The organism is Aliiroseovarius sp. S2029 (assembly GCF_023195575.1).
In the GTDB taxonomy this organism is placed as follows: domain Bacteria; phylum Pseudomonadota; class Alphaproteobacteria; order Rhodobacterales; family Rhodobacteraceae; genus Aliiroseovarius; species Aliiroseovarius zhejiangensis.
In genome coordinates, this window is sequence record NZ_JALPQE010000003.1 from 18,115 (window position 1) to 43,204 (window position 25,090).

Consider the following 25,090-nt stretch of genomic DNA (forward strand, 5'->3'; position numbering starts at 1 on the left):
GGCGGGGGTTATGCCCCTGCCTGCTCGGTCTGGCGGGCTTCGTCCGTGCAGGCGCAGATATCCGGGTCGCGCGCGCAGCAATCGTTCAGAAGATAGGCAATGACGGCACCCAGAGCCTTGCAGTCGGCCGCGTAAATCACATGGCGCGACGCCTTGCGCGAGGTCAGAAGCCCCGCTGCTTCCAGTTGTGACAAATGGAAGGACAAGCCCGACGCCGACACGCCAAGCGCCTCGGCGATGGCACCTGCGGCCAGCCCGTCTTTGCCACGCGGAACCAGCAGACGCACGATTTCCAACCGTGTGTCATGCGCCATCGCGGACAGGGATTTGAGGACTCGACTCTGCTCCATATTTCAAATATCGGTGAAATATTGAAATGACGCAAGCCCCGTCTGCCTCCGCCCTGTGCGGGCGGCGCGGGCCAGCCCAGACAAGGTTACTCATGGCTCCGTCCCGTATCACCTCGACCGAAGCGCCCAAGAACGGGTGGCGCACGATCAAGCGCGTCGCGCCGTATCTGTGGCCCGACGATCAGCCCTGGGTGAAACGGCGTGTGGTCATCGCGCTGGTGATGCTGCTGGCGTCCAAGATTGTGTCGGTGCTGACCCCGTTTCTGTACAAGGGCGCGGTGGATGTGCTGAGCGGCGAGGCGACCGGCGAAGCCTGGGCTTTGGGGGCCGGCGCGGTGGGACTGACGCTGGCCTATGGTATGGCGCGGATCATGACCAACGGGTTCCAGCAATTGCGCGACGCGGTGTTTGCCCGTGTCGGCCAGCGCGCGTTGCGGCAGCTGGCGTTGGAGACCTTCACCCACATTCACCGCCTGTCCATGCGCTATCACATCACGCGCAAGACGGGCGGGCTGTCGCGGATCATCGAGCGCGGCGTGAAGGGGGTTGAGTTCCTTTTGCGCTTCATGTTGTTTTCCATGGGGCCGCTGGTGCTGGAGCTTGCGCTGATCTCGGCCATCCTGTTTTTCGTTTTTGATGTCTGGTACTTGGCCGTCGTTGTTGGAACGATCGGCGCCTATGTCTGGTTCACCTTCAAGGTGACAGAATGGCGCGTGCGTATCCGCAAGGAAATGAACGATCAGGACACGGACGCCAACCAGAAGGCCATCGACAGCCTGCTGAACTTTGAAACCGTCAAGTATTTCGGCGCCGAACGGCGCGAGGCAGATCGGTATGACGTTGCGATGGCGGGGTATGAGAAAGCCGCGCTCAAGACCTCGTATTCACTGGCCTTCCTGAACTTCGGACAGGCCTTGCTGATCACGCTGGGTCTGGTGGGCGTCATGGTTCTGGCGGCGGTCGGGGTGCAGCGTGGAGATCTGACGGTGGGCGATTTCGTCATGGTCAACGCCTATATGATCCAGATCACCATGCCTCTGAACTTCCTGGGCACGGTCTATCGCGAAATCCGCCAGTCGCTTGTTGATATGGGCGAGATGTTTGACCTGCTGGAACAACCTGCCGAGGTGACGGACAAACCCGGCGCGCCCGACATCAAAGTCACGGGCGGGGCCTTGCGGTTCGAGGATCTGCGCTTTGGCTATGACCCTAAGCGGCCGATCCTGAAAGGTGTTTCCATCGACGTGCCTGCGGGCAATACGGTTGCGATTGTCGGCCCCTCGGGCTCGGGCAAGTCCACGATTGGCCGGCTTCTGTTCCGCTTCTATGACGTGAATGGGGGCCGCTTGCTGATCGACGGGCAGGACGTGCGCGATGTGACGCAAGACAGTCTGCATGGGGTGATTGGCGTGGTGCCGCAGGACACGGTGCTGTTCAATGACAGCGTTTATTACAACATCGCCTATGGGCGTCCCGAAGCCAGCCGGGACGAGGTGGAAGGCGCGGCGAAAGCTGCCAGGATCCACGAGTTCATCATGAGCTTGCCGGACGGGTATGACACTCAGGTGGGCGAACGCGGTTTGAAACTGTCAGGCGGCGAGAAGCAGCGCGTTGGCATTGCCCGGACGCTTCTGAAGAACCCGCCGATCCTGTTGCTTGACGAAGCCACCTCGGCATTGGACACCCAGACCGAGCGGGACATTCAGGAAAGCCTGCGCGAGATGGGCGAAGGCCGCACCGTGATCACCATCGCCCACCGCCTGTCCACCATTGTCGATGCCGATGAAATCATCGTGCTTGAGGCCGGCGAGGTGGTTGAGCGGGGCAGCCATGATACGTTGCTTGCGCAGGATGGCCGCTATGCCGCGATGTGGGCGCGTCAGGCCAGCGAAGCGGCACGGGAAGCCGCAGACGACCCCGAACAGCAGGTCGCGTCAGGTCATCTGAAACTGGCGGAGTAAGACCGTCCCTCACAGGGTCGCGCGGATGCGTTCGACGTTTACTCTGCGGCATCCTTTCCGCCGGGCGGACGATCATCCGCCGGGTCGGGGTCCCAGGTTGAGGCCGGGTTTGCCGCCGTGGCCCGCGGCGATAGCACCCGTTTGATGTCTTCCACATTGGGTGACATGTAGCCGGTCTCCGCTTCTACGCCGGGTGGTGCCTGATCGTCTGGCTGATCCCAGACCAGATCGTGCAGCGTCGTTTTGCGGGCGGCCTTGTCCAGTGCCGCATCGCGGGCGGTCTGGCCCGACCTGCGGGCCAATGCACGCAGGCCGTTGGCCGAGCGGTAGGCGCCCGCCGATATCCAGACCCGCAAGGCCAGCATCGACGGTGTAAAGACCAGCGTCAGCACTGTTGCAATCCCCAGCCCGAATACCACTGCCGTCGCCAGTTGCTTCCACCAAAGCGCCGTCGGTGCATCCAGCGAATAACCACCGTTGAAGAAATCCAGCGACAGGCCCAGCATCATGGGGGCGAGGCCCGCCATGGTGGTGATCGTGGTCAGCAGGACGGGGCGGATGCGCGCCTCGGCGGTACGGGTGATTGCCTCGATCCGGGGCATGTAACGGGCATAATCCTGATAGGTATCGATCAGCACGATGTTGTTGTTCACCACGATCCCCGCCAGCGCCACGATCCCGGTGCCGGTCATGATGATCGAGAAGGGTTGTTGCATCACCATCATCCCGATCAGAACGCCCGTGGTGGACAACACCACCGCCAGCAACACCAGGACCGAGTTATAAAAGCTGTTGAATTGCGCCAGAAGGATGATGAACATCAACCCAAGCGCGCCGATGAAAGCCTGCCCCAGAAACGCCTGGCTTTCGGCCTGGTCTTCCTGATCGCCGGTCCATTCATAGCTGACCCCGGCTGGCAGATCGGCCGTTTCAAGCCATGTGGTGAGCGTGGCGATCAGATCGTTGGGAGTGACGGGGGTGCGTTTCAGGTCGGCACCGTCCTCAGAGGCCATGATCCGATCGGCATCCGCCGCGTTCATGTATTCCTCGGTCCCATCGGGACCCGTCAGGCGGACCAACCCGTCCTGCACGCCCGCCTTCACGTCATAATACCGGCTTTGATCCACCCGGTCGATCTGCGCGAGGCTTGGTACCGGTTTGCGGGTGACGAAGTTGGACATTGGCACCAGTCCGGTATTGGTGCGGATTTTCAGCCCGTCCAGCGTGGACAAGACACGGTCTTTCCGGGGCAGACGCACACGGATCTCGATCTCCTCGTCCGAGCTGTCGACCCGCATCGTGTCCAGCAGAATGCCGTTCGTGACAAGCTGCACCATGCCGCCCACTGTGGCCACATCCGTGCCATATCTGCCGGCTTCTTCCACGTCGACCTCGATCTGCCAGTCGATGCCGGGCAGGGGCAGGGTGTCTTCGATGGCGGTCAGGCCGGTTGTGGCATTGAACCGGGCAATCGCCATATTGGCCGCCTGTTCCAGATCATCCCAATCATCGCCTTTCAGGCGCAGATGCACGGGTTTTGCCGAGGCCGGGCCGCGGTTCAGGTTCAAGACTTCGCTGCGAATGCCGGGCAGGGTGGCTAGCCGCTCCTCCAGCCGGGCCATGACGTAATCACCGTCATATTCGGGGTCGATCTCGGTCGTGGTGAAGGGGATCAGGCCGAAGAGCTTGATGTTTTCCTCGATTGACGGGCGGTCGGCCCAGGCGACAAGTTCGATCTGCAACTGCCCGATGCTGTCACGCGGCCCCATGGCGCCGCCGGTGTTCTGGTTCAGCCCGCCCGCTCCGGCGAAGGCAAAGACGCTGTCGATGCCTTTGGTGGACAGGGCGATCTCTTCCGCCTGTTTGACCATGGCATCCTGTTCTTCAAGGCTCAGATTGCCGCGGGCACGGACATAGACAATGGCCTGTTCCGGTTCGCTTTCGGCAAAGAACTCCACCCCCAGATTGTTGCGGCCATACATCATGAAAGTCGACACGACGAAGCCGATCACCAGTGCAATCGACACAAGCGGCATGACCGGGTTGCCGGAGATGAAGTGGATCAGATGGCCGAACCACGTGCGACGATATCCGCCCTGAACGCGCTGCGCCTCGCGATGCCAGCTGAGCGAGCCCAAGGTGATCGACGTGGCCACCGCCCCGAGCAGGAACATCAGCGCGCCGGGCAGGATCGCCATTGCACCCTCAAACGGGGGCTGGCCGCCGAACAGATAGCCGGGGTTCAGTAGCTGGAAGGCCGACAGGAACAGCACATAGGCCGATGGCAACACCAGAAACGCGCGCAGCCACACCGGGAACCCGCGCAGCGCGTCGGACATCAGGCCGATGGCGCGGCTGATCCGGCCCGACACGCCCCCGACCACCGGCAAATAGATCAGCGCCACCAACAGCGACGCCATCAGCACGAAGATCAGCGTTTTGGGCAGCCAGCCCATGAACTCGCCCGGAATGCCGGGCCAGAACAGCATCGGCAAAAAGGCACACAGTGTCGTGGCGGTTGAACTGACGATAGGCCAGAACATCCGCTTCGCCGCCGCCGTATAGGCCGACATCGGACCCACGCCTTCACGGATTTTCTTATCGGCATACTCCACCACCACGATGGCCCCGTCCACCAGCATCCCAACGGCGAGGATCAGGCCGAACATCACGATGTTCGAGATCGTGACCCCCAGCGCGCCGAACAGCGCAAAGGTCAACAGAAACGAGGTCGGGATGGCGAACCCAACCAGCAGCGCGGGCCGTGTGCCAAGCGCGCCCAGGACCACGATCATCACCAGCGCAATCGCCGTGATGACCGAACCTTCCAACTGGCGCACCATGCTGTCGACCACATAGCTCTGGTCGTTCGAGGTGCCGATCTTGACGGCTTGTTGCAGCTCTTTGGGCCAGCTGTCGCGGGTCTCATTCACAAGGTCGCGCACCTCGGCGGCGGTGTCGATCAGGTTATAGCCTTTCCGCTTCACCACTTGCAGCGCCACGGTGGTGTCGCCGTTGAACCGCGCCGTGCCCTCGCGGTCTTCAAAGGTCAGGCGGATCGTCGCCAGATCGCCCAGCGTGACGACGCTGTCCTCGTTGACCTTGACCGGCAAGTCATAGACATCCTGCACCTCGTCGAAGGACGACGGGATCTTGACCGCCGTGGACCCGGTCGGTGTCTTGATATCACCTGCAGCAATCAACTGGTTGTTGTTCTGTACGACCTGAATCAGCTCGCCCGCCGTGACGTTGTAAGCTTCCAGCTTCAACGGGTCGATTTCGACCTCCAACATCTCGTCGCGATAGCCTGTCAGGGACGCCTCAAGCACGGCATCAAGGCCTTCCAACCTGTCCTGCAAATCGCGCGCCATCCGCACCAGCGTGCGTTCAGGGACGTTGCCGGTCAGGTTCACGATGATGATTGGAAATTCCGAGAAGTTGATTTCATTGACCGTGTAGCTGTCGAAGCCCTGCGGAAACTTCCCTTCGGCCGAGTTCATGGCGTCGCGCACATCGGCCATGACATTGGTCTTGTTCCAGCCGAACTCGAATTCCAGCGCCACGCCTGCATAGCCTTCGGCCGCGGTGCCCGACATGGTTTTCAACCCGTCGATATCGGCCAGCTCGGTCTCCATCGGGCGCAGAAGCAGCTGTTCGGCGTCGGCGGCGGAAATGCCGGGGAAGGGGACCGAGACGAAAAGAGCCGGGATTTCGATGTCCGGCTCGCCTTCCTTGGGAAGGCTGACATAGGCGATCGCGCCGGACAGGACCGACAGGATCACAAAGGCAATGACCATTCGGGCCCGGTTTGCGGCCCAATCAATGATCCCGATCATATGCCAGGCTCCCGATAGGTTACGTCAAGGGCCACGCCATCGGTGACATAGTGGTGACCGACGATGATGACCTCGGCAGTGGCAGGCAGGCCGGTGATCCAGACCCCGTCGATGCTGTCACGCACCATCGCCACGGGGGCGAAGCTGGCCACCCCCCTGTCGACCACGATCCGAACCCCCAACTGGCCGTCGTCATCCAATGTCAGCGCACTTTGCGGCACCAGATGGGCCAGCAGTGCGTTGCCGGTGATCACCACCTCGGCGGTTTGCCCCGCGCGGATGATTGCTGCATCGTCGGGACGCGTGATCTGGACCTCGACCCGGAAGGTGCGTGTGATCGGGTCGGCGGTATCCGCCACAAACGTCACACGTCCGGTCAACTCAGCGCCCGCCGCAAGACGCACTTCGGCCGGAAGCCCGATGGTCAACTTGTCGACCTGAAGCTCGGAGACATAGCCGACAACTCGCACCGGATCATATTGCACAACCGTGGTGCAAACTGCACCTGGTTGCAAAAGCGTGCCAATATCGGCGGTATCCGTCTCAAGCGTGCCGGCGAATGGGGCGCGAATCTGCAACCGCTCGATCTCGCGTTCTGCGGCGGCCACGGCGGCTTCGGCGGACTGGATCGCGGCGGCTGAACTGGCAGCCCCGGATTGCGCGGCGATGAAGCTGGCGCGGGCCGCTTCGACGGCGGCGCGTGTGTTGGCCACCCGCGTGTCCGACGCAAATCCGCCTTCGGACAGCTTGGTGGCGGCGGTCAGGTTGAACATCGCTTCGTCCAGCCTGGCCTGCGCTTCGATCACGCGGGCCTCGGCTTCGGGCGCGCGCGCCCTGGCTTCGGCCAGCCGGGCGGTGGCTTCGGCCAGGCTGGCCTCGCGGGTGCCGGCATCAAGCTGGCACAGGATGTCGCCCTCGTCCACAATGCTGCCCTTGGCAATCTTGGCCGAGATCACTTGCCCGGTCGTCTCTGAACGCAGTTCGACCCGGCGGTTTGCTTCGGTCCGGCCGCGCAGAAGCACCGGCATTTCAATCTCGCGCGCGGTGGTGCGCAGGGCCACGACCGAGACACCCCGGTCCGCCTGCGACGTGGTTTCCCCGGTCGGGGCAGCACTGTCTGCGCCTGCCTCGGTGGGCGGTGTTCCGGCGGCGGTTTCCAGCGTATCGCGCTGAAACACCAGAAGATACAAACCCGCCACCACAAGGATCGCCGTGAGAATGGGGAATAGGCGCATGAAAAATCCTGCCGAAGTGAAACAAACTGGAAAAAGACTATGTCGTGTCGTGCCGCGGAACAAGTGCGGCTTGCCTGACCCGCGCAACCCTTGGGGGAGCGTCAGGCCTTCGTTGACACCCGGTGACACGATCCGGGCAGGGGATCGGGCCGCGGTATGACGCACCCCCTTGGCAACCGGGAGTCCTTCGGGCAAAAGGAGGTCAGATTTTGACCCGGAGGCCAGACCGTGAGCGAGACCGATACTTTCATCGACGAAGTCAGCGAAGAGGTGCGTCGCGACAGGCTGTATGCCTTGATGCGGAAATACGGCTGGATTGCCGTCTTGCTGGTAGTCTTGCTGGTGGGTGGGGCGGCTTTCAACGAATGGCGCAAGGCCAGCGCACGGGCCGAGGCGCAGGCGCTGGGCGATGCGATCCTGGCGGCTGAAGAACAGGCCGATCCGGCAGAGCGCGCCGCCGCCCTGGCCGCGCTTGAGGTCGACGGTGACGCGGCAGCAGTGGTCGCGATGCTGGCCGCCACGGATGGTGAAGACGGGGCTGCGGCCCTGCGCGCTCTGGCTGATGACGCAAGCATTGACAGCCTGTATCGCGACCTGGCCCAGTTGAAGCTGGTGACAGCGGCGGATTCCGGGCTGGACAATGCCGAACGCCGTGCCCGGCTTGAGCCGCTGGCCGTGGCCGGGGCACCGTTCCGGGTGCTGGCCGAGGAACAACTGGCACTGATCGACATTGACGACGGTCAGACCGACGCGGCCATTGCCCGGCTGCAATCCCTTTTGGTCGATGACGAGGCGTCTGGGGCCTTGCGTCGGCGCGCGTCTCAGTTGATTGTGGCGCTGGGTGGGTCACTGGAAACGTCGTGACGGCCCGCACCGGGCCCTAACCGGTGCGAACAAAGATATTGGTATCCCGGGGGGCATATTTTGAAGTTCACACACAGCGCCGCTTTCTTGATTTCGTTGAGCCTTGTGTCCGCCTGTTCCCAACAGGAATACATTCTGCCGGGCGAACGTGAGGACCTGCGCAGTCTGAATCCACAAACCATGGACGCCGCCGAGCTGTCCGAGGCGGCAGCCGCCGTCGAAGGACCCGCGCGCGCCGATCGCGCACAGCCGATTTCCCTGCCCGCCACGGTCAATCACGCAAGCTGGACCCATCTGGGTGGCAGTCTGACCCACCGCGTGCAACATCCCGCCCTGTCGCCCACGCCAAGCCTGCGGTTCGCGGCATCAATCGGGCAGGGCAACGATCGCAAGCACCGGATCACCGCTGAACCGGTCGTGGCGAACGGACGCGTGTTCACGCTGGACAGCCGGGCGCAGGTGGTGGCGACTTCGACCGCTGGTGCAACACTGTGGTCGCGTGACCTGACGCCTCCGTCGGACAAGTCGGATGATGCGTCAGGCGGTGGTCTGGCCTATGCCGATGGGACGGTCTATGTGACCTCGGGTTTTGGGCTGGTCAGCGCGCTGGATGCCGCGACCGGCCGCGTCAAGTGGCAGCAAAAAATGGATGCCTCTGGGTCAGGCGCGCCGGCTGTGTCTGGTGGGCTTGTTTACGTGGTCAGCCGCGACAACAGCGCCTGGGCGATCGAAACCGGAACAGGCCGCGTGAAATGGCGCCTATCCGGCACACCCAGCCAGGATGGTATCGTAGGCGTGTCATCGCCGGCCGTCACAGATCGCCTCGTGCTGCTGCCTTTCGCCTCGGGCGAGGTGGTGGCCGCCCTGAAAAAAGGCGGTGCGCGCACGTGGTCCAGCCTGATCGCCGGGGAACGCGCAGGGCGCGGATATTCCATTGTCACCGACATCACCGGCGAGCCTGTGGTGAAGGATGGTGTGATCTATACCGGCAACCCAGTGGGTCGCACCGTGGCCATCGACCTGTCGGGCAATCGCCTGTGGACGGCCAAAGAAGGCGCGGTCAGCCCGGTTTGGGTCACGGGCGGGTCGGTCTTCCTTGTCTCGGACGAGGCACAGCTGGTGCGTCTGGATGCCAAGACGGGCGAGCGCATCTGGGGCGTGCCGCTGCCCTATTACACCAAGGCGAAAACCCGGAAACGCAAGGCGATCCATGCCAATCTTGGCCCGGTTCTGGCGGGGGGAAAGCTGTGGGTTGCCTCGTCCGACGGGGTAATGCGCGGCTTTAATCCCGTGAACGGCGCGCTGGTCGGACAGGTGGCCATTCCGGGTGGGGCTGCGACACGTCCCGTCGTGGTGAATGGCACCGCCTATCTGGTGGCGCGCAACGGCAAACTTCTGGCTTTGCGCTGACCCGTAAACCGTGTATGCGGGGCGCTTGATGTGACCCGGAGACCGATATGAGCTTCACCCTTGCCATTGTGGGGCGCCCGAATGTGGGCAAATCCACCCTGTTCAACCGCTTGGTTGGCAAGCGCCTTGCGCTGGTCGATGATCAGCCCGGCGTAACCCGCGACCTGCGCGAAGGCGAGGCGCGGCTGGGCGATCTGCGGTTTACCGTGATCGACAGCGCGGGACTGGAAGAAGCGACAGACGAAAGCCTTCAGGGCCGGATGCGCCGGCTGACCGAACGGGCCGTGGAAATGGCCGATGCCTGCCTGTTTCTGGTGGATGCGCGCGCTGGCATTCTGCCCTCGGACGAGGTGTTTGCCGACATTCTGCGCCGCAAGAACGCCCATGTGATCCTTGCCGCCAACAAGTCCGAGGGCAAGGCGGGCGAGGCCGGGTATCTGGAAGCCTTCTCGCTGGGTCTGGGCGAGCCGATCCGCCTGTCCGGCGAGCACGGTGAAGGTATGGGCGAGCTGATGGATGTGCTGCGCCCGATCTCGGAAAAATTCGAAAAACGCGCCGCAGAAATGGCCCCCGAAACGGATGTTGATTTTGACGAGGGCGCGGATGATGGCCCGCGCGTGCCGACGCAGGACAAACCCTTGCAGGTGGCTGTGATCGGACGCCCCAACGCGGGTAAGTCCACGTTGATCAACAAGTTGATCGGGGAAGAACGTCTTCTGACAGGGCCGGAAGCCGGAATCACCCGCGATGCGATTTCGCTGCGCTTCGATTGGGGCGGGGTGCCGACACGCATCTTTGATACCGCCGGGATGCGCAAACGCGCCAAGGTGCAGGAAAAGATCGAAAAACTCTCGGTCTCGGATGGATTGCGTGCGGTGAAGTTTGCCGAAGTTGTCGTGGTGCTTCTGGACGCGGCCATCCCGTTTGAACAGCAAGACCTGCGCATCGCTGACCTTGCCGAACGCGAAGGGCGCGCGGTGGTGGTTGCGGTCAACAAATGGGATGCGGAGCCTGAGAAACAGGCCAAGCTGAAAGAACTGAAAGAGGCGTTTGACCGCCTGTTGCCGCAGTTGCGTGGCGCGCCCCTTGTGACCATCTCTGCCAAAACGGGGAAGGGGTTGGAGCGTCTGCAAGCGGCTGTCATGCGCGCGCATGAGATCTGGAACCGCCGGGTGAAAACCGCACAGTTGAACGGCTGGCTGGCCGAAATGATCGCCGCCCACCCGCCGCCCGCGCCGGGGGGACGGCGGATCAAGCTGCGCTATATGACTCAGGTGAAAACCCGCCCGCCGGGATTCGTCGTGATGTGCTCGCAACCCGACAAACTGCCCGACAGCTACAGCCGCTATCTGGTCAATGGCCTGCGCGAGGATTTTGACATGCCCGGCACGCCGATCCGCCTGACCATGCGCGGGCAGGGGGATCAGAACCCCTATAAAAACCGCAAGAAGTCGACGCCGTCGCGGTTGCGCAAGCATCTGGGCAAAGGGCGCGCAGACGAATAACCGCCCGTAAGGCATTGGAAACACAAACTGAAAGCGCCTCGCCGTCCTGAATGACCGGCGGGGCGTTGCGGTTTCGGACAAGTGAAATTTGCCAAACTGGCCCTTTCGCTGTCATGATGTTGTCCTAGCCTGTTTCCATTCCTGTCATAAGCGGAGGTTCCCATGTCTCTTACCCTATCGCGTCGCGGCTTTCTGGCTGGCACAGCGGGGTTCATTGCCCTGCATCCCTATTCCGTTCATGCGTCGCAGAATCAGGCGCATCTGCGGATCATGGAGACGACGGACCTTCATGTTCACGTCTTCCCCTATGACTACTACGCGGATCGCGAAGTTGATACGGTCGGCCTGGCGCGCACCGCGTCCCTGATCGGCGAGGTGCGGGCCGAGGCGACCAATTCTCTGCTTCTGGACAACGGGGATTTCCTGCAAGGCAATCCCATGGGCGACTACATTGCCTATGAGCGCGGCATGAAGGATGGCGACACGCATCCGGTCATCAATGCCATGAACGCCCTGGGGTTTGACGCATCAACTCTGGGCAATCACGAGTTTAACTATGGTCTTGATTTCTTGATGAAATCCGTGGCTGGGGCTGGTTTTCCCATCGTCTGCGCCAATGTTGCCAAGAAGATGGGCGCCACGCCGCGCGAAGATGAAACGCTGCTGCCGCCCTATGTGATCGTCGATCGCGAGATCACCAATGGCGGAGGCACCGTTCAGCCCATTCGCATCGGGTTCATCGGCTTCGTGCCGCCCCAGATCATGAACTGGGACCGTCGCCACCTGGAGGGCAACGTGATGGCCCGTGACATCGTTGAAGCCGCGCGCGCCTATGTCCCGCAGATGCGCGAGGAAGGGGCTGATCTGATCATCGCGTTGTCTCACTCTGGCATTGGCGCGGCTGAGCATAGCGATGGGATGGAGAATGCCTCGATCCCGCTGGCGGCGGTCGAAGGGATCGACGCAGTGCTGACGGGTCATTCCCATCTTGTGTTCCCCTCTGACACCTACGCCGATTTTGCTGGCGCGGATGTCGAAGCGGGCACGCTGATGGGGATTCCGGCTGTGATGGGCGGGTTCTGGGGTTCGCATATGGGTCTGATCGACCTGATGCTGGAACATGACGGCGGCGCGTGGCGTGTGGTATCGCACAGTTGCGAGGCACGCCCGATCTACAAACGCGAGGAAGATCGTTCGATCACGGCGCTGGTGGAAAGCGACCCGGCCGTGCTGGCCTCGGTGCAGAAAGAACATGACGAGACCCTGGAATATGTGCGCCGTGCAGTCGGCAAGACCGACGCCCCGTTGCATTCCTATTTCGCGCTGGTCGCCGACGATCCGTCGGTGCAGATCGTCTCGAACGCCCAGACCTGGTATATTGAACAGATGATGAAAGGGACCGAGCACGAAGGTCTGCCGATCCTGTCTGCCGCAGCCCCGTTCAAGGCCGGAGGGCGCGGGGGGCCGGATTACTATACGGATGTGGCGGTCGGTGATGTGGCGATCAAGAACGTGGCGGACCTGTATCTCTATCCCAACACGGTGCGCGCGGTGCGGATCAACGGCGCGACCGTGCGCGAGTGGCTGGAACGGTCAGCCACGATCTTCAACCAGATCGAGCCGGGGGCCGAGGACGCTGTGCTGCTGAATCCCGAGATGCCGTCCTATAATTTCGATGCGATCGACGGCGTGACCTATCAGATCGACCTGAGCCAGCCTGCCAGATACAACAAGGACGGCGAGGTGATCGCCCCCGATGCCCACCGGATCATCAACTTGCAGTTTGACGGACAACCCATTGACGATGAACAGGAGTTCATCGTCGCAACCAACAACTACCGCGCGGGTGGCGGCGGACATTTCCCGGGCGCCGGCGGTGATACGACCATCTTTGAAGGGCCGGATACCAACCGCGACGTGATCGTGCGCTATATCGTTGAAAAGGGCACAATCAACCCGAAGGCGGATGGCAACTGGACTTTTGCGCCGATGGAGAACACAAGCGTTCTGTTTGAAACCGGACCCGCTGCTGCCAAACACGCCGCCAATGTGCCCGGTGTGACAATCGAAGAGGCGGGCATGTCCGACAGCGGCTTTGCCTTGTTCCGCATCACGCTTTAGGCTTGAAACGCATCAGGGGCGGCCAGTTGGCCGCCCCTCACACTGAAAATCCGATCTGTCTTAATTCAGGTACGGCATCGGGTCGACCGGCTCGGTGCCCTTGAACACAAGAAACTGGATTGCATTATACTGGTTTTTCGAGGCCGAAGCGATCTGCTGGCCACGTTTGACCGACTGACCTTTCTTGACCTTGATCCCTTCGATGAAGCTATAGGCGCTTTGGGTGCCGTTGCCGTGGTCGATCACCACGATCTCTTCGCCCTCGACGTCCTTTGATACCAGCCGGACGGTTCCGTTGGCGGCTGCCTTGACCGGATCGCCGGGTTTGGCCGAAACCAGAATGTATCCGGCCTTTTCGGCGTCAAACAGGCTTGTCACCTTGCCGGAAACCGGCAGCGACATGCGCGCGGTGCTGGCCGGGGTGCGGCTTTCCTCCAGTTTCGGCGAAGCGGGTGCGGCCACTTTCTCGGGCACGGCTTCGTCCTTTGGCAAGGGCTTGGTCGACGAGGGCGGGATCGGGGCCGCCGAGCCCTGGCCAGGTTGGGTCACGCTGGCGGTCTGAACCGATGCATCCACCTTCACGGGGATCATCAGATGTTGCCCTTCGCGCACCGTCAGGCTGGAGCCAAGGCCGTTCCAATCCGCCAATGCGCGGACCGACACCCCATAGTTGCGCGCGATCGAATAGGCGGTTTCGCCCCGCGCGACGCGATGGCGGGTCGGTTGTTCACCCGATGTCACCACGGCTGCGGGTTTGCCAGACGGGCTGTCCGCACGGTCAATCGCGTCGCCCGCCAAGGTGGTGATGTCGATGTTGTCATTGGGTTGGATCACGCCGGTCGCCGGTTCCGCCACACGCCGGGGCAGGGCCAGCACCTCGCCTTCGCGCAGGCGGGCATCGACCGCGATACCGTTATAGCGTCCCAGCTCGGCTGGCGCCATTCCGATGCGGCCGGCCACCTGCGCGACCGTGTCGCCGCGCCGGGCCACCGCCACCTGATAACTGGGGTAAGAGATCACACCTCGCGCATCAGCCTTGGGCCGTGCGGCGGTGGTGGCCCCTTGCGCCGCCTCGGCGGTGGAAAGCCCGCCGGGTGCGAAACGTCGGAAATCCATGTCGAAATTGCCATCACAACCCGTCATCCCCACCAAAAGCCCGATCAGGGCGGCAGAGCGCAGGGGGCGGCGGCGCATGTCGCGGTGCGCACCAAATTTGGTCGTGCTTGAAAGTGGCATTGCTCGTTCCTCAATCCGTTTGCCCGTGGTCGGGCTCTGGTTGCGACCCTGTTGCCGGGTCTTTTCACTGCTGTGCGGGGTCGGCCCCGCGGCCCGGTGTTCCGGATCATCTTCTATGTCAGTCCTGCCCAAGCCCCTCCAAAAGGGGCACGAACCGCACCGGCAGAAGCTCTTCATATTCGAACCCGTCTTCGGTCCGCGTCACCTTGATCAGGCTTTGTACCGCGTCGGACTGCCCCACCGGCACGATCATGATACCGCCAATGGCAAGCTGCGCCAAGAGGGGACCGGGCGGATCCTCGGCGGCGGCGGTGACGATGATGCGGTCAAACGGCGCCTGATCTGGCAAGCCCCGCGATCCGTCGCCGGTGATTGTCGTGATGTTGTGCAGGTCCATTGCCTCGAACAATTCGCGCGCCGCGCGCACCAGTTTCTGGTGCCGATCGATCGTGTAAACCCGGCGTGCCAGCCGCGACAGGATCGCCGCCTGATAGCCCGACCCGGTGCCAACCTCGAGCACCTTGTCACGCGGATTGATCTGCGCAGCCTGTGTCATCAACCCGACCACAGAAGGCTGCGAGATCGTTTGCCCACAGGAGATCGGCAGCGGCATATCATCATAGGCGCGTTCAGCGAACAGCCCGCGAACGAAAGGTCCACGGTCGATCTCTTCCATGGCGGACAGAACGCGCGGGTTCGTCACCCCCTTTGAGCGCAGGGTGTATAGGAACTGCATTTTGCGTTCCGCGTCTGAGATGCCCGCATCACTCATTCAAACAGTGCCCCCAGATGGTCCAGATGGTCATGGGCGGTCAGATCTGCGCGCATGGGTGTGACAGACACAAAGCCATCCAGATTGTGGGTCACGTCCATATTGGGGGCCGCGCGATTGGCCTGCGGTCCGCCCTTGATCCACAAGAACTTGCGGCCCGAGGGGCTGTTCTGCGCCTCGATCCTGAAAAATGCATCATTGCGCCAGCCCTGCGGGGCGGCCTTGACGCCCTTGACCTGATCTGACCCGACAGGCGGGAAATTTACGTTGTAGAACAGGCGGTAATCGGCACCGTGATCCCATGGGGCATCGGCCAGAAGGCGACGCACCACCTCACCGCCATATGCCGCCGCCGCATCGAACATATTGGCCAGCCCCTTGGTTCCGTGACCCATATATTGCGACAGGGCGATGGCGGGCAGGCCTTGCAAGGCGGCTTCCATCGCGGCCCCCAGCGTGCCGGAGTACAGCGCATTTTCGGCTGAATTGTTGCCCCGGTTCACGCCTGAGATCACAAGGTCGGGCCGGTCGGGCATCACGTCATAGATCGCCGCAATCACGCAATCGGCCGGGCTGCCTTCGGCGGCAAAGCGGCGGGGGCCATGTTCGGCAATCATGAAGGGATGCGTATAGGAAATGCAGTGACCCACGCCGGATTGTTCGAAAGCCGGGGCGACGGTCCAGATCTCGGCCCGTTCGCCCGCAAGCTCTTGTGCGACCTCTTGCGCAATGGCTTCGGCGATCTTCAGACCCGGCGCGTTGATCCCGTCGTCATTGGTGATGAGAATGCGCATTATCTGGCCCTTCCTGCCCGTCTGCCCAGCCCTGGATCGGCACGGTATTGCCTTCTCAATACGGCAGCTTGGCGCGCGCGGCAAGCGCAGCGCGGCCTGTGCCGATGGCATATCGGGCGATGGGGTGTCAGGCCAGCCCGGCTTCGGTCAGAATGCGGCGGGCTTCTTCGTCGACCGGGGCCAGTTTGCTGCGATCTTCGCCGGGGAAAAAGCGTGCACGCATCGAGGTGGCAAGGGGCTTTGGTTCGGCGATCACAACGCGTGGCCCGATCTTTGCATTCTCGGCAGCCCAACTGCGGACCAGCGCCATCTGCGCGGCCTTGGTGGCGCCGTAGCCTGCAAAAAACTTCTCGCCCGCGTGGTCGTCGGCAAAGAAAAGCGCGGTGCTGTCATCGGTCATCAGCGCGTTGACCATATGGATCAGGTTCCGTGTGGCTTCGACATTGGTGTTCAGCGCCTGCGTCCACCCCTTGTCGTCCAGATCGGGCGTCGGCATCAAGGCCGGGCCGTAAATCGCGGTGTGCGCCCAGATATCCACTGGCCCCCATCGGTCATGGACCGAACGGCACAGATGCGCCATCGCATCGCGGTTGGTGATGTCCATCGGCGCCAGCGTGGCCGTGCCGCCTTGGGCCTTGATCTGGTCGTCCAGTTCCTCCAGTGCACCGGTGGTGCGGGCCACGGCAACGACGTGGTGGGTCTTGGATAGCTCAAGTGCCAGAGCGGCGCCCAAACCGCGCGAAGCCCCCGTCACAAGGGCGATTTTCTGTGTCTCAGTCATGCTGCCGTCTTTTCATTCCCAAGCGCCGAGGGCAAGGCCAAAGCCGTTTGCCCGGGCGCGGGCGTCATTCTGCCGCCGCTTTCAGTTCAAACCCGCTGTCCACCTTGTCTGACGGCGTGACCGGGTATTCGCCTGAAAAACAGGCGTCGCAATATTGCGGGCAGTCGTTCTTGCGGCCCGACGCTTCGCCCACCGCACGGTAAAGACCGTCCAGCGAGATGAATTTCAGGCTGTTCACCTTCAGATGCTCGCGCATTTCATCCTCGCTCATCGTGGCGGCGAGCAGTTTTTCGCGTTCGGGCGTGTCGACGCCGTAAAAACAGGGCCAGGCTGTGGGGGGGGAGGCGATGCGGAAATGCACTTCCTTGGCGCCGGCGTCCAGCATCATGTCCTTCACCTTGCGCGTCGTCGTGCCGCGCACCACACTGTCATCGACCAGCACCACGCGCTTGCCCTTGATCAGGGCGCGGTTCACGTTCAGCTTCAGGCGAACGCCCATATTGCGGATCTGTTCGGTCGGTTCAATGAAGGTACGGCCCATATACTGGTTGCGGATGATCCCCATCGCATAGGGAATACCGCTTTCCTGGCTGTAACCGATCGCCGCAGGCGTGCCGCTGTCAGGGACGGGACAGACGATGTCGGCGTCCACGGGGTTTTCGCGGGCCAGTTCGACACCGATCTGGCAGCGGGTTTCATAGACTGACCGTCCGCCATAGCTGCTGTCGGGGCGCGAGAAATATACATGCTCGAAAATACAGAACTTCGACGGTTTCGGGCGGAAGGGAAAGCGGCTTTCAACGCCCTCGGCGCTGATCACCACCATCTCGCCGGGTTTGATTTCGCGGACGAACTCGGCGTTCATGATGTCCAGCGCACAGGTTTCCGAGGCCAGCACCCAGCCTTCACCCAACCGGCCCAGCACAAGCGGGCGCACCCCGTGCGGATCGCGGACGCCCATCAGCTTGGTCCGGGTCATGGCAACGACCGAGAACGCGCCTTCGACACGACGCAGCGCGTCCTCCATCCGTTCGGGGATGTTGCGTTGTAGCGAACGGGCCATCAGGTGAATGATGCACTCGCTATCCGACGAGCTTTGGAAGATCGACCCGCGCTCGACCAATTCGCGGCGCAGGGCCAAGGCGTTGGTGATGTTGCCATTATGGGCAATGGCCGCCCCGCCCATCGCAAATTCACCAAAGAACGGCTGCACGTCCCGAATGGCCGCGCCCTTCGATCCTGCGGTGGAATAGCGCACGTGCCCGATGGCGATGGGGCCGGGCAGGGTTTCCATCACGCTGGCCTTGGTGAAATTGTCGCGCACATATCCAAAACGGCGGACAGAGTTGAAGCCAAGTTCGGGGTCATGGCAGACGATGCCCCCGGCCTCTTGCCCGCGATGTTGCAGGGCGTGCAGGCCAAGGGCCACGAAATTGGCGGCGTCCGCCAGGCCGATCACCCCGAAAACGCCGCATTCTTCCTTGAGCTTGTCGTCATCGAAAGGATGTGCGGGGGGCAGGGATTTGGTGGCGGCTGACAAGGTGTCGGACATGGGCAGCGGGCTCCGATTCCGTGGCGTTGGCCCTGTCTTACTGGACCCGCCCTGGTATGTCACGCGGCGATCTTCAGGACGGCGCGCAACCCATGCGGCCAGATGCGAAACGCGCCCGGTTGGGCGCGCTGTCACGTTACTCTGTCGGCGCTTGTTGGAACGGCGAGCTGCAGGCACCAACCAGATCTTCATATTTCTGGACAATCCAGCCCGGCGCGTCCTCGGGGATCTGTTCATTGATCTTGTCTTGCGTGCGGGCAAAGATCTTGGCGGTGCGGCTGTCGTCGACCATCGCGATCGTGTCCGTGGTCACGATGCGGTCATAAACGACAAGCGCGATGGCAACCAGCAACAGGCCGCGCGCGACGCCAAAGATGAAACCAAGCGCCTGATCCAGCCCGCCAAGCGCGGATCGTTGGATGGCAGAGGAAAAGAGCGGCGTGAAGATCGACACGATCACCAGCGCCAGCGCAAAGACACCGGCAAAGGCCGCGATCATCGACAATTCGCAACTGTCGGCAATGAAGTCCTTCAGCACCGGTATTTCCTTGACCAGCGGCAGGGCGCGGGGGGCAAAGATATAGGCCAGAATGGCCGCCGCGATCCACCCGAGGATGGACATGCCTTCGCGCACGAACCCACGCGAATAGGCCAGAATGGCCGAAATCAGGATGACCGCCGCAACGATCCCGTCAATCAAGGTGAAGCCTTCCATGTCGTCTCACTTCGGTTCAAGCGTGGCTTGCCACCGTCCCTTTTTGTGGGGCTAACCGGCCCCGAAAATCTCACCAACGAACCCGGTCAGGTCCGCCATCTTCTGTATCTTCAACCCGGAGCCCGAGCCTGTTTTGCTGCGCGTGGGCGCAATTGCGGCTGTGAAACCAAGTTTTTGCGCTTCTTTCAACCGGTTTTCGGTCTGCCCCACAGGGCGCAAAGCCCCTGATAGACTGATTTCGCCAAAAACCACAGTCTCTTTCGGGATTGCCGCATCCTCGCGCGCGGAAAGTAGCGCCGCCGCCACAGCAAGGTCGGCGGCGGGTTCCGAAATTTTCATGCCACCGGCGACGTTCAGATAGACGTCCAGCCCGGCGAAAGGGATACCGCAGCGGGCTTCCAGAACCGCCAGAATCATCGCCAACCGCCCGCTGTCCCAACCCAGAACGGACCGGCGCGGCTGGCTGAGGGAGGAGGGCGCGACCAGCGCCTGAAACTCGACCAGTACGGGGCGCGTGCCTTCGATACCCGCAAACACGACAGAACCGGGGGCGGGGTCTTCGCGGTCGGACAGAAACAGGGCCGACGGGTTCAGCACTTCGGCCAGCCCTTTGCCCGTCATCTCGAACACGCCGATCTCGTCCGCTGGACCAAAGCGGTTCTTGACCGCGCGCAGGATGCGGAACTGGTGGCCGCGTTCGCCTTCAAAATAAAGCACCGTGTCGACCATGTGCTCGACAACACGCGGGCCAGCGATCTGGCCTTCCTTGGTGACGTGCCCGACCAGAACGACCGAAATGCCGCGCTTCTTGGCGAAGGTTGTCAGCTCATGCGCGGCGGTGCGGACCTGACTGACCGACCCCGGCGCGCTGTCCACATGGTCGGCCCACATGGTCTGGATGGAATCGATGATCGCAAGCGCCGGGCGTTCCGCGTCCAGCGTCGTCATGATGTCGCGCAGGTTGGTCTCGGCAGCGAGCCGAACCGGGGCATCGGTCAAGCCCAGACGCCCTGCGCGCATCCGCACCTGCGCCGAGGCTTCTTCGCCCGAGACATAGATTGTGGGTAACCCGGCGCGGGCAAACTTTGCGGCGGCTTGCAACAGCAAGGTCGACTTGCCAATGCCGGGATCGCCCCCCACAAGGATGGCCGATCCGGGCACCAGCCCACCGCCCAAAACCCGGTCAAGCTCGGCCATGCCGCATTCGGTGCGGGGTGGCGGCGTTTCTTCCGTGGACAGGTCGGTCAGCCTGATCGCCGTGCCGCGCTTGCCGCCCAGGGATTTCGAGGCAGGGCCGGCACTTAGCGGCACATCTTCAACGATGGTGTTCCATTCTCCGCACGCTTCGCACCGCCCCGACCATTTGGACGAGGACGCGCCGCAAGCATTGCAGGTGAAGGATTTCTGAGTTTTTGCCATGGGGCTTTTTGCCCGACCCAATCAGGGCTTGCAAGAGGGCTCAGACCCTCTGGCGTTTGGCCGTTGCGAAGCTGATCGCAATCGAGGTGAGAATACAGGCGGTGAAAAGATACAAGCCCCATCCGGTCTCGATCTTCGCCATACCGATGCCCTTCACGATCACGATGTAAAGCGCGATCAGGAAGATGTCAGCCATGGCGAGTTTGCCGAGGATATTGAACACCGGCAGCATCTTGCGGCGCATCATACCGAACTGGATCAGCGCGAGGCCAAGCACCTTCATGATCGGCGCAAAGACCGCGAAGAAGGTGACAAGCAGGGCGAGGATCACGTCCGTGTCCCACAGGGCTTGCAGGCCAGAGATCACGCTGACTTCCTTCAGGCCAAAGAGCGGCAGGTTGATCCCCGCGCGCATGAGCGGGGCGAACCACGCGATGGGGAAGGCGATGAGAAGGGCGAGGTTGAGGTATTTGAGCATGGTGACTCAGTGTCCGAATTGGCGAGGTTAAGAGAGAGACAGAGGGCTGCAGAGACCCGCGCGGTGGCGCGGCCCGGCAGGACTGCCGGGCATCTTTCCTTAACGCACCGCCTCAATCGGCCCTTCCGCACTGCCCGAAATGAACTGCGTCAGGTAAGGGTCGCCCGAGGCATCCATCTCACTCACCGGTCCCGTCCACTGGACCTTTCCCCCGTGCAGCATCGCGACTTTGTCGGCGATCACGCGGACCGAGGACATATCGTGGGTGATGGTCATGGCGGTGGCGCCCATTTCCACGACGATTTCGCGGATCAGGTCGTTGATGACGCCGGACATGATGGGGTCAAGGCCGGTAGTGGGCTCGTCAAAGAAGATGATCTCGGGTTCGGCGGCGATGGCGCGGGCAAGGCCCACGCGTTTTTGCATCCCGCCCGACAGTTCGGCTGGGTAGAGGTCGGCGACATCGGGGGTCAGGCCGACCCGGCGCAGTTTCTCAACCGCGATTTCGCGCGCCTCGGGCCACGGACGGGCCAGTGAGCCGCGCAACAAGCGGAATGCCACGTTTTGCCAGACGGGCAGGCTGTCAAACAGCGCACCGCCTTGAAACAGCATTCCGAAGCGGGCCAGAAACGCGTCGCGTTCGGCTTTTTGCGTGTCTTCACCGTCCAGCGTGATCGTGCCGCTGTCCTGCGTCATCAGGCCCAGAACACATTTCAGAAGCACGGATTTCCCGGTGCCGGACCCGCCGATCACCACCATGCTTTCGCCACGCGGAATGGTCAGGTTCACACCTGTTAGTACCTTCTTGGGGCCGAAACTTTTATGGACGTCTGTCAGTTCAATCATGAGGTAAAGAAGAAGCTGGTGAGAAGGAAGTTGGCGGCAAGGATCAGGATCGCGGCCGCCTCGACCGAGGTTTTGGTTGCCCGGCCCACGCCCTGCGCGCCGCGACCGGAATTCATCCCGTGATAGCAGCCCATCACGGCGGCAATGAACCCGAACACCGCGCCTTTCACAAGGGATGACACGATGTCGGCGGTTTCAAGGAAGTTCCATGTGTTGTTGATATAAGCGCCCGGCGCGAAACCCAGTTGTTTGGTGCCGACGACATAGCCGCCCATGATGCCGATGATATCGCCGATACCCACCAGCGCGGGCACGACGAGGATCGCGGCCAGCACACGGGGCGCGGTCAGGTATTTCATCGGGTGGGTAGACAGGGTGACAAGGGCGTCGATCTGCTCGGTCACTTTCATCGTCGCAATCTCGGCGGCGATCGAGGATGTCACGCGGGCGGCGATCATCAAGCCCACAAGCACCGGACCGAGTTCTCGCACCATACCGATGGCGACGATCTGGGGCACCACGGCTTCTGCCGAGAAACGTTGCCCGCCGGAATAGATTTGCAGGGCGAGGGCGGCACCGGTGAAGATCGCGGTCAGGCCCACCACGGGCAGGCTGAAATAGCCGATGTTCAGAAGCGCGTTCAGAAACTCGCGCGGATAAAAGGGCGGGCGGATGATATGGCTGAGCGATTGCCCGGCGAAGATCGCCACACGTCCGACCATGGCCAGAAAGCCAAGCGTGGCGCGGCCCAGGGCGGCCAGAGGATACGTAAGCGGCTTCATCCGCGACCTCGCGCGTAATAGCGGGCATAGCGCGCGCCAAGCTGTGTCAGCACTTCATAACCGATTGTCCCGGCCACGTCAGCCAAATCATCCGGGGTCTGGTGCGTGCCCAACAGGGTCAGTGCTTTGGGGTCTTCCTTCAGATGCCCGACATCGACGGTGATCAGGTCCATCGACACGCGGCCCACAATCGGGCAGGGGGTGTCTTCGTGAAACAGCACGGCCTTGTTCGAGATGTGACGGGTGATGCCATCTGCATATCCACCGCTTACGGTGGCCACGCGCGTGGCGTGCTCTGCAACCCATGTGTTGGAATAGCCAACGCTTTCTCCTGCTGCCAGATCGCGAATTTGCACAACCGGCAGGTCCAGCGTCACGACAGGGGTCGCGTTGTCAAAAGGCAGGCCGCCATAAAGGCCGATGCCGGGTCGCGTCAAGTCGAAATGATAATCCGGGCCCATCAGGATGCCACCGGTTGCCGACAAGCTGCGCGGCACGTCCACGCCCTCGGTCATTTCGTGGAATGTGTCGAGCTGCTGGCGGTTCATCAGGTGGGTGGGTTCATCCGCGCAGGCCAGATGGCTCATGATCAGGCGCGGGTTCTGCGATAGAATCAGATCGCGCAGCGTGGTCCATTCGGGTGGCTCCATTCCCAACCGGTTCATGCCTGTGTCCAGCTGGATGCCGAACGGGTGACCCGGCAGGGCTTCGAAATGGCGGGTCAGTTGTTCGACCGAATTCAGCATGGGCACAAGGCCAAGGTCGTGGATCATGTCAGTATCGCCCGACATATGGCCCCCGAAGACGCTGATTTCCGGCCCCGGACCAAGGGCTTCGCGCAGGGCGGCGCCTTCCTCGGCCACGGCGACAAAGAACCGGCGCGCGCCAGCCGCGGCCAGCGCACGCGCCACCTTGCCCACGCCAAGCCCATAGGCGTCGGCCTTGACCACCGCGGCGGTTTGCACCTCGGGGTCGGATTTCGCGTCCAGCGCCCGCCAGTTGGCGGCCACGGCGTCCAGATCAATGGTTAGTCTGCCTGTACTCATACGGGGGGTTTTTGACGCGTGGGTGGCGCAGGTCAAGGCCAAAAGCCGTTCCGGTCGGTCGGTGTGCCTCTTTCCGCGTCAAGTGTTGTCAGGAACCGCACATCGGGGGTCAGTCAACCAGCCGGGTCACCACCTTGCTGGAGCCTTCCAGGGTGCGGTGCACAGGGCAACGATCGGCGATTTCCAGCAAACGGGCGCGTTGATCAGCGTCCAGCGCGCCCTCAAGGCAGATTTCGCGCTGGAACTGGTCGACCCGGTCGCGGGTGCCGGTTTCGGCATCCTGGGCATGCACCTTGTCGTGGCTCACATCCACGCGCACATGGTCGAGCGGCCAGCCTTTGCGGCGGGCATACATGCGGATGGTCATCGAGGTGCAGGCCGCCAGACCTGCCGACAGGAACCCATAGGGCGACAAGCCCTTGTTGGTGCCGCCATAAGCCAAAGGCTCGTCGGCATACATATGGTGGTTCGGTCCGGATTGTATGTCTTGCAGGAACCCGCGCGGGTCGGCTTCGCTGGCACGCACGATACCTTCAGGGGCGCCGGGTGGTGGGGCGGGCGGGGTCAGTTCAATGTATTTTGCAGCCCATGCCGCGATCACTTCCGCCACATATTCAGCATCTTCGGCGCGCGTGATCAGGTGATCGGCGTCATCCAGGGTCACGAAACTTTTCGGATGCTTGGCGGCCATGAAAATACGAGCGGCGTTGTCGATCGAGACGACCTCGTCGCGCGGGGCATGCAGCACAAGAAGCGCGGGTTTCAGATTGCCAAGGATCGTTTCCAGGTCACTGCTCTTGACGTCCTCGAGGAACGCGTCGCTGACCCGATAGGGCCGACCACCCAAACGAACCTCGGCACTGCCTTCGGCGCGGATGCGGGGCAGGGCCTCGCGAAAGGTTTCGATCACATGGGCCGGATCGGCAGGGGCACCGATGGTCACGACCCCCTTTGTGTCCGGCAAACGGCTTGCCGCCTTGAGGATGGCCGCCCCACCCAGCGAATGCCCGATCAGCAGGCTGGGCGGCATGTCACGATCCGACAATGCCTGCGCCGCCAACAGAATATCGTCGACATTGGACGAGAAATGGGTGTTTTCGAACTCACCCTCGGAATGGCCCAGCCCGGTGAAATCAAAGCGCAGCACGGCAATCCCCAGCGCGGCAAGGCGGGCCGCGATCCGGCGGGCCGCTATGATGTCCTTGCTGCAGGTAAAACAATGGGCAAACAGGGCGGTGGCCAGATGCGGCCCTTCGGGCACGTCCAGCCGCGCGGCCAATGCGTGACCCGCATGGCCGGTGAAGGTAAATTTCTCGGTCGTCATTGGCAAACCCCCTTGATGCGTTCTTGCAGATTGGGCATCCAGCGCGTAGCTCACAAGCTTGGC

General features: G+C 62.3%; 20 protein-coding genes. 5 read left to right on the forward strand and 15 right to left on the reverse strand.

Annotation, left to right across the window (positions count from 1 at the left end):
- Window positions 1–8 precede the first annotated feature (8 nt).
- Window positions 9–350: a winged helix-turn-helix domain-containing protein gene (locus tag MUY21_RS06990; protein WP_248409616.1), complete on the reverse strand. Its 342-nt coding sequence runs from the start codon at window positions 348–350 to the stop codon at window positions 9–11.
- A 92-nt stretch (window positions 351–442) separates the two neighbouring features.
- On the opposite strand from MUY21_RS06990, the gene MUY21_RS06995 reads away from it, so the two are divergent.
- Window positions 443–2,311, forward strand: coding sequence for an ABC transporter ATP-binding protein/permease (locus MUY21_RS06995; RefSeq protein WP_248409617.1), 1,869 nt, complete (start codon window positions 443–445; stop codon window positions 2,309–2,311).
- Between the two features lie 38 nt (window positions 2,312–2,349).
- Here the strand turns inward: MUY21_RS06995 and MUY21_RS07000 are convergent, their stop codons facing one another.
- Both MUY21_RS07000 and MUY21_RS07005 read right to left on the reverse strand, forming a co-directional pair.
- Window positions 2,350–6,147: an efflux RND transporter permease subunit gene (locus tag MUY21_RS07000; RefSeq protein WP_248409618.1), complete on the reverse strand. Its 3,798-nt coding sequence runs from the start codon at window positions 6,145–6,147 to the stop codon at window positions 2,350–2,352.
- Window positions 6,144–7,382 carry an efflux RND transporter periplasmic adaptor subunit gene (locus MUY21_RS07005; RefSeq protein ID WP_248409619.1) on the reverse strand — a complete coding sequence of 413 codons (1,239 nt, stop codon included), beginning with the start codon at window positions 7,380–7,382 and terminating at the stop codon, window positions 6,144–6,146. The genes MUY21_RS07000 and MUY21_RS07005 overlap by 4 nt, the downstream gene beginning before the upstream one ends.
- A gap of 228 nt (window positions 7,383–7,610) precedes the next feature.
- Here MUY21_RS07005 and MUY21_RS07010 point away from each other — a divergent pair, with 228 nt between their 5' ends.
- The 4 genes from MUY21_RS07010 to MUY21_RS07025 all read left to right on the forward strand — a co-directional run bounded on the left by MUY21_RS07010 (window position 7,611) and on the right by MUY21_RS07025 (window position 13,282).
- Window positions 7,611–8,246, forward strand: a complete 636-nt coding sequence (locus MUY21_RS07010) for a hypothetical protein (RefSeq protein ID WP_248409620.1) — start codon at window positions 7,611–7,613, stop codon at window positions 8,244–8,246.
- A 60-nt stretch (window positions 8,247–8,306) separates the two neighbouring features.
- Window positions 8,307–9,656 (forward strand): PQQ-like beta-propeller repeat protein, encoded by a 1,350-nt coding sequence (locus MUY21_RS07015; RefSeq protein ID WP_248409621.1) that lies wholly within the window; start codon window positions 8,307–8,309, stop codon window positions 9,654–9,656.
- A 47-nt stretch (window positions 9,657–9,703) separates the two neighbouring features.
- A complete protein-coding gene (gene der, locus MUY21_RS07020) occupies window positions 9,704–11,161 on the forward strand; it encodes a ribosome biogenesis GTPase Der (RefSeq protein ID WP_248409622.1) in 1,458 nt (485 codons plus the stop codon).
- 162 nt (window positions 11,162–11,323) lie between these two features.
- The gene (locus MUY21_RS07025; RefSeq protein WP_248409623.1) at window positions 11,324–13,282 is read left to right on the forward strand and encodes a bifunctional 2',3'-cyclic-nucleotide 2'-phosphodiesterase/3'-nucleotidase; all 1,959 of its coding nucleotides are present in this window, start codon (window positions 11,324–11,326) and stop codon (window positions 13,280–13,282) included.
- 60 nt (window positions 13,283–13,342) lie between these two features.
- Here MUY21_RS07025 and MUY21_RS07030 read toward each other — a convergent pair whose 3' ends face one another.
- The 12 genes from MUY21_RS07030 to MUY21_RS07085 form a co-directional block, all read right to left on the reverse strand.
- Window positions 13,343–14,518 carry a peptidoglycan DD-metalloendopeptidase family protein gene (locus tag MUY21_RS07030; RefSeq protein ID WP_248409624.1) on the reverse strand — a complete coding sequence of 392 codons (1,176 nt, stop codon included), beginning with the start codon at window positions 14,516–14,518 and terminating at the stop codon, window positions 13,343–13,345.
- A gap of 118 nt (window positions 14,519–14,636) precedes the next feature.
- Window positions 14,637–15,290, reverse strand: a complete 654-nt coding sequence (locus MUY21_RS07035; protein ID WP_248409625.1) for a protein-L-isoaspartate(D-aspartate) O-methyltransferase — start codon at window positions 15,288–15,290, stop codon at window positions 14,637–14,639.
- Window positions 15,287–16,084, reverse strand: coding sequence for a 5'/3'-nucleotidase SurE (surE, locus tag MUY21_RS07040; protein ID WP_248409626.1), 798 nt, complete (start codon window positions 16,082–16,084; stop codon window positions 15,287–15,289). Before surE ends, MUY21_RS07035 begins: the two co-directional genes overlap by 4 nt.
- A 127-nt stretch (window positions 16,085–16,211) precedes the next feature.
- Window positions 16,212–16,865 (reverse strand): SDR family oxidoreductase, encoded by a 654-nt coding sequence (locus MUY21_RS07045; protein WP_248409627.1) that lies wholly within the window; start codon window positions 16,863–16,865, stop codon window positions 16,212–16,214.
- Window positions 16,866–16,929: 64 nt separating this feature from the next.
- A complete protein-coding gene (purF, locus tag MUY21_RS07050; protein WP_248409628.1) occupies window positions 16,930–18,417 on the reverse strand; it encodes an amidophosphoribosyltransferase in 1,488 nt (495 codons plus the stop codon).
- A gap of 136 nt (window positions 18,418–18,553) precedes the next feature.
- On the reverse strand, window positions 18,554–19,132 hold the full coding sequence (locus MUY21_RS07055) for a CvpA family protein (RefSeq protein ID WP_248409629.1): 579 nt from the start codon (window positions 19,130–19,132) through the stop codon (window positions 18,554–18,556).
- 51 nt (window positions 19,133–19,183) lie between these two features.
- Window positions 19,184–20,551 (reverse strand): DNA repair protein RadA, encoded by a 1,368-nt coding sequence (radA, locus tag MUY21_RS07060; RefSeq protein WP_248409630.1) that lies wholly within the window; start codon window positions 20,549–20,551, stop codon window positions 19,184–19,186.
- Between the two features lie 40 nt (window positions 20,552–20,591).
- On the reverse strand, window positions 20,592–21,029 hold the full coding sequence (locus tag MUY21_RS07065; RefSeq protein ID WP_248409631.1) for a paraquat-inducible protein A: 438 nt from the start codon (window positions 21,027–21,029) through the stop codon (window positions 20,592–20,594).
- Between the two features lie 99 nt (window positions 21,030–21,128).
- Window positions 21,129–21,875: an ABC transporter ATP-binding protein gene (locus MUY21_RS07070; protein WP_248409632.1), complete on the reverse strand. Its 747-nt coding sequence runs from the start codon at window positions 21,873–21,875 to the stop codon at window positions 21,129–21,131.
- Window positions 21,872–22,657 (reverse strand): ABC transporter permease, encoded by a 786-nt coding sequence (locus tag MUY21_RS07075; protein WP_248409633.1) that lies wholly within the window; start codon window positions 22,655–22,657, stop codon window positions 21,872–21,874. Before MUY21_RS07075 ends, MUY21_RS07070 begins: the two co-directional genes overlap by 4 nt.
- Window positions 22,654–23,703 (reverse strand): alanine racemase, encoded by a 1,050-nt coding sequence (gene alr, locus MUY21_RS07080; RefSeq protein WP_248409634.1) that lies wholly within the window; start codon window positions 23,701–23,703, stop codon window positions 22,654–22,656. The genes MUY21_RS07075 and alr overlap by 4 nt, the downstream gene beginning before the upstream one ends.
- 109 nt (window positions 23,704–23,812) lie before the next feature.
- Window positions 23,813–25,027, reverse strand: coding sequence for a bifunctional alpha/beta hydrolase/OsmC family protein (locus tag MUY21_RS07085; RefSeq protein ID WP_248409635.1), 1,215 nt, complete (start codon window positions 25,025–25,027; stop codon window positions 23,813–23,815).
- Between the last annotated feature and the right edge of the window lie 63 nt (window positions 25,028–25,090).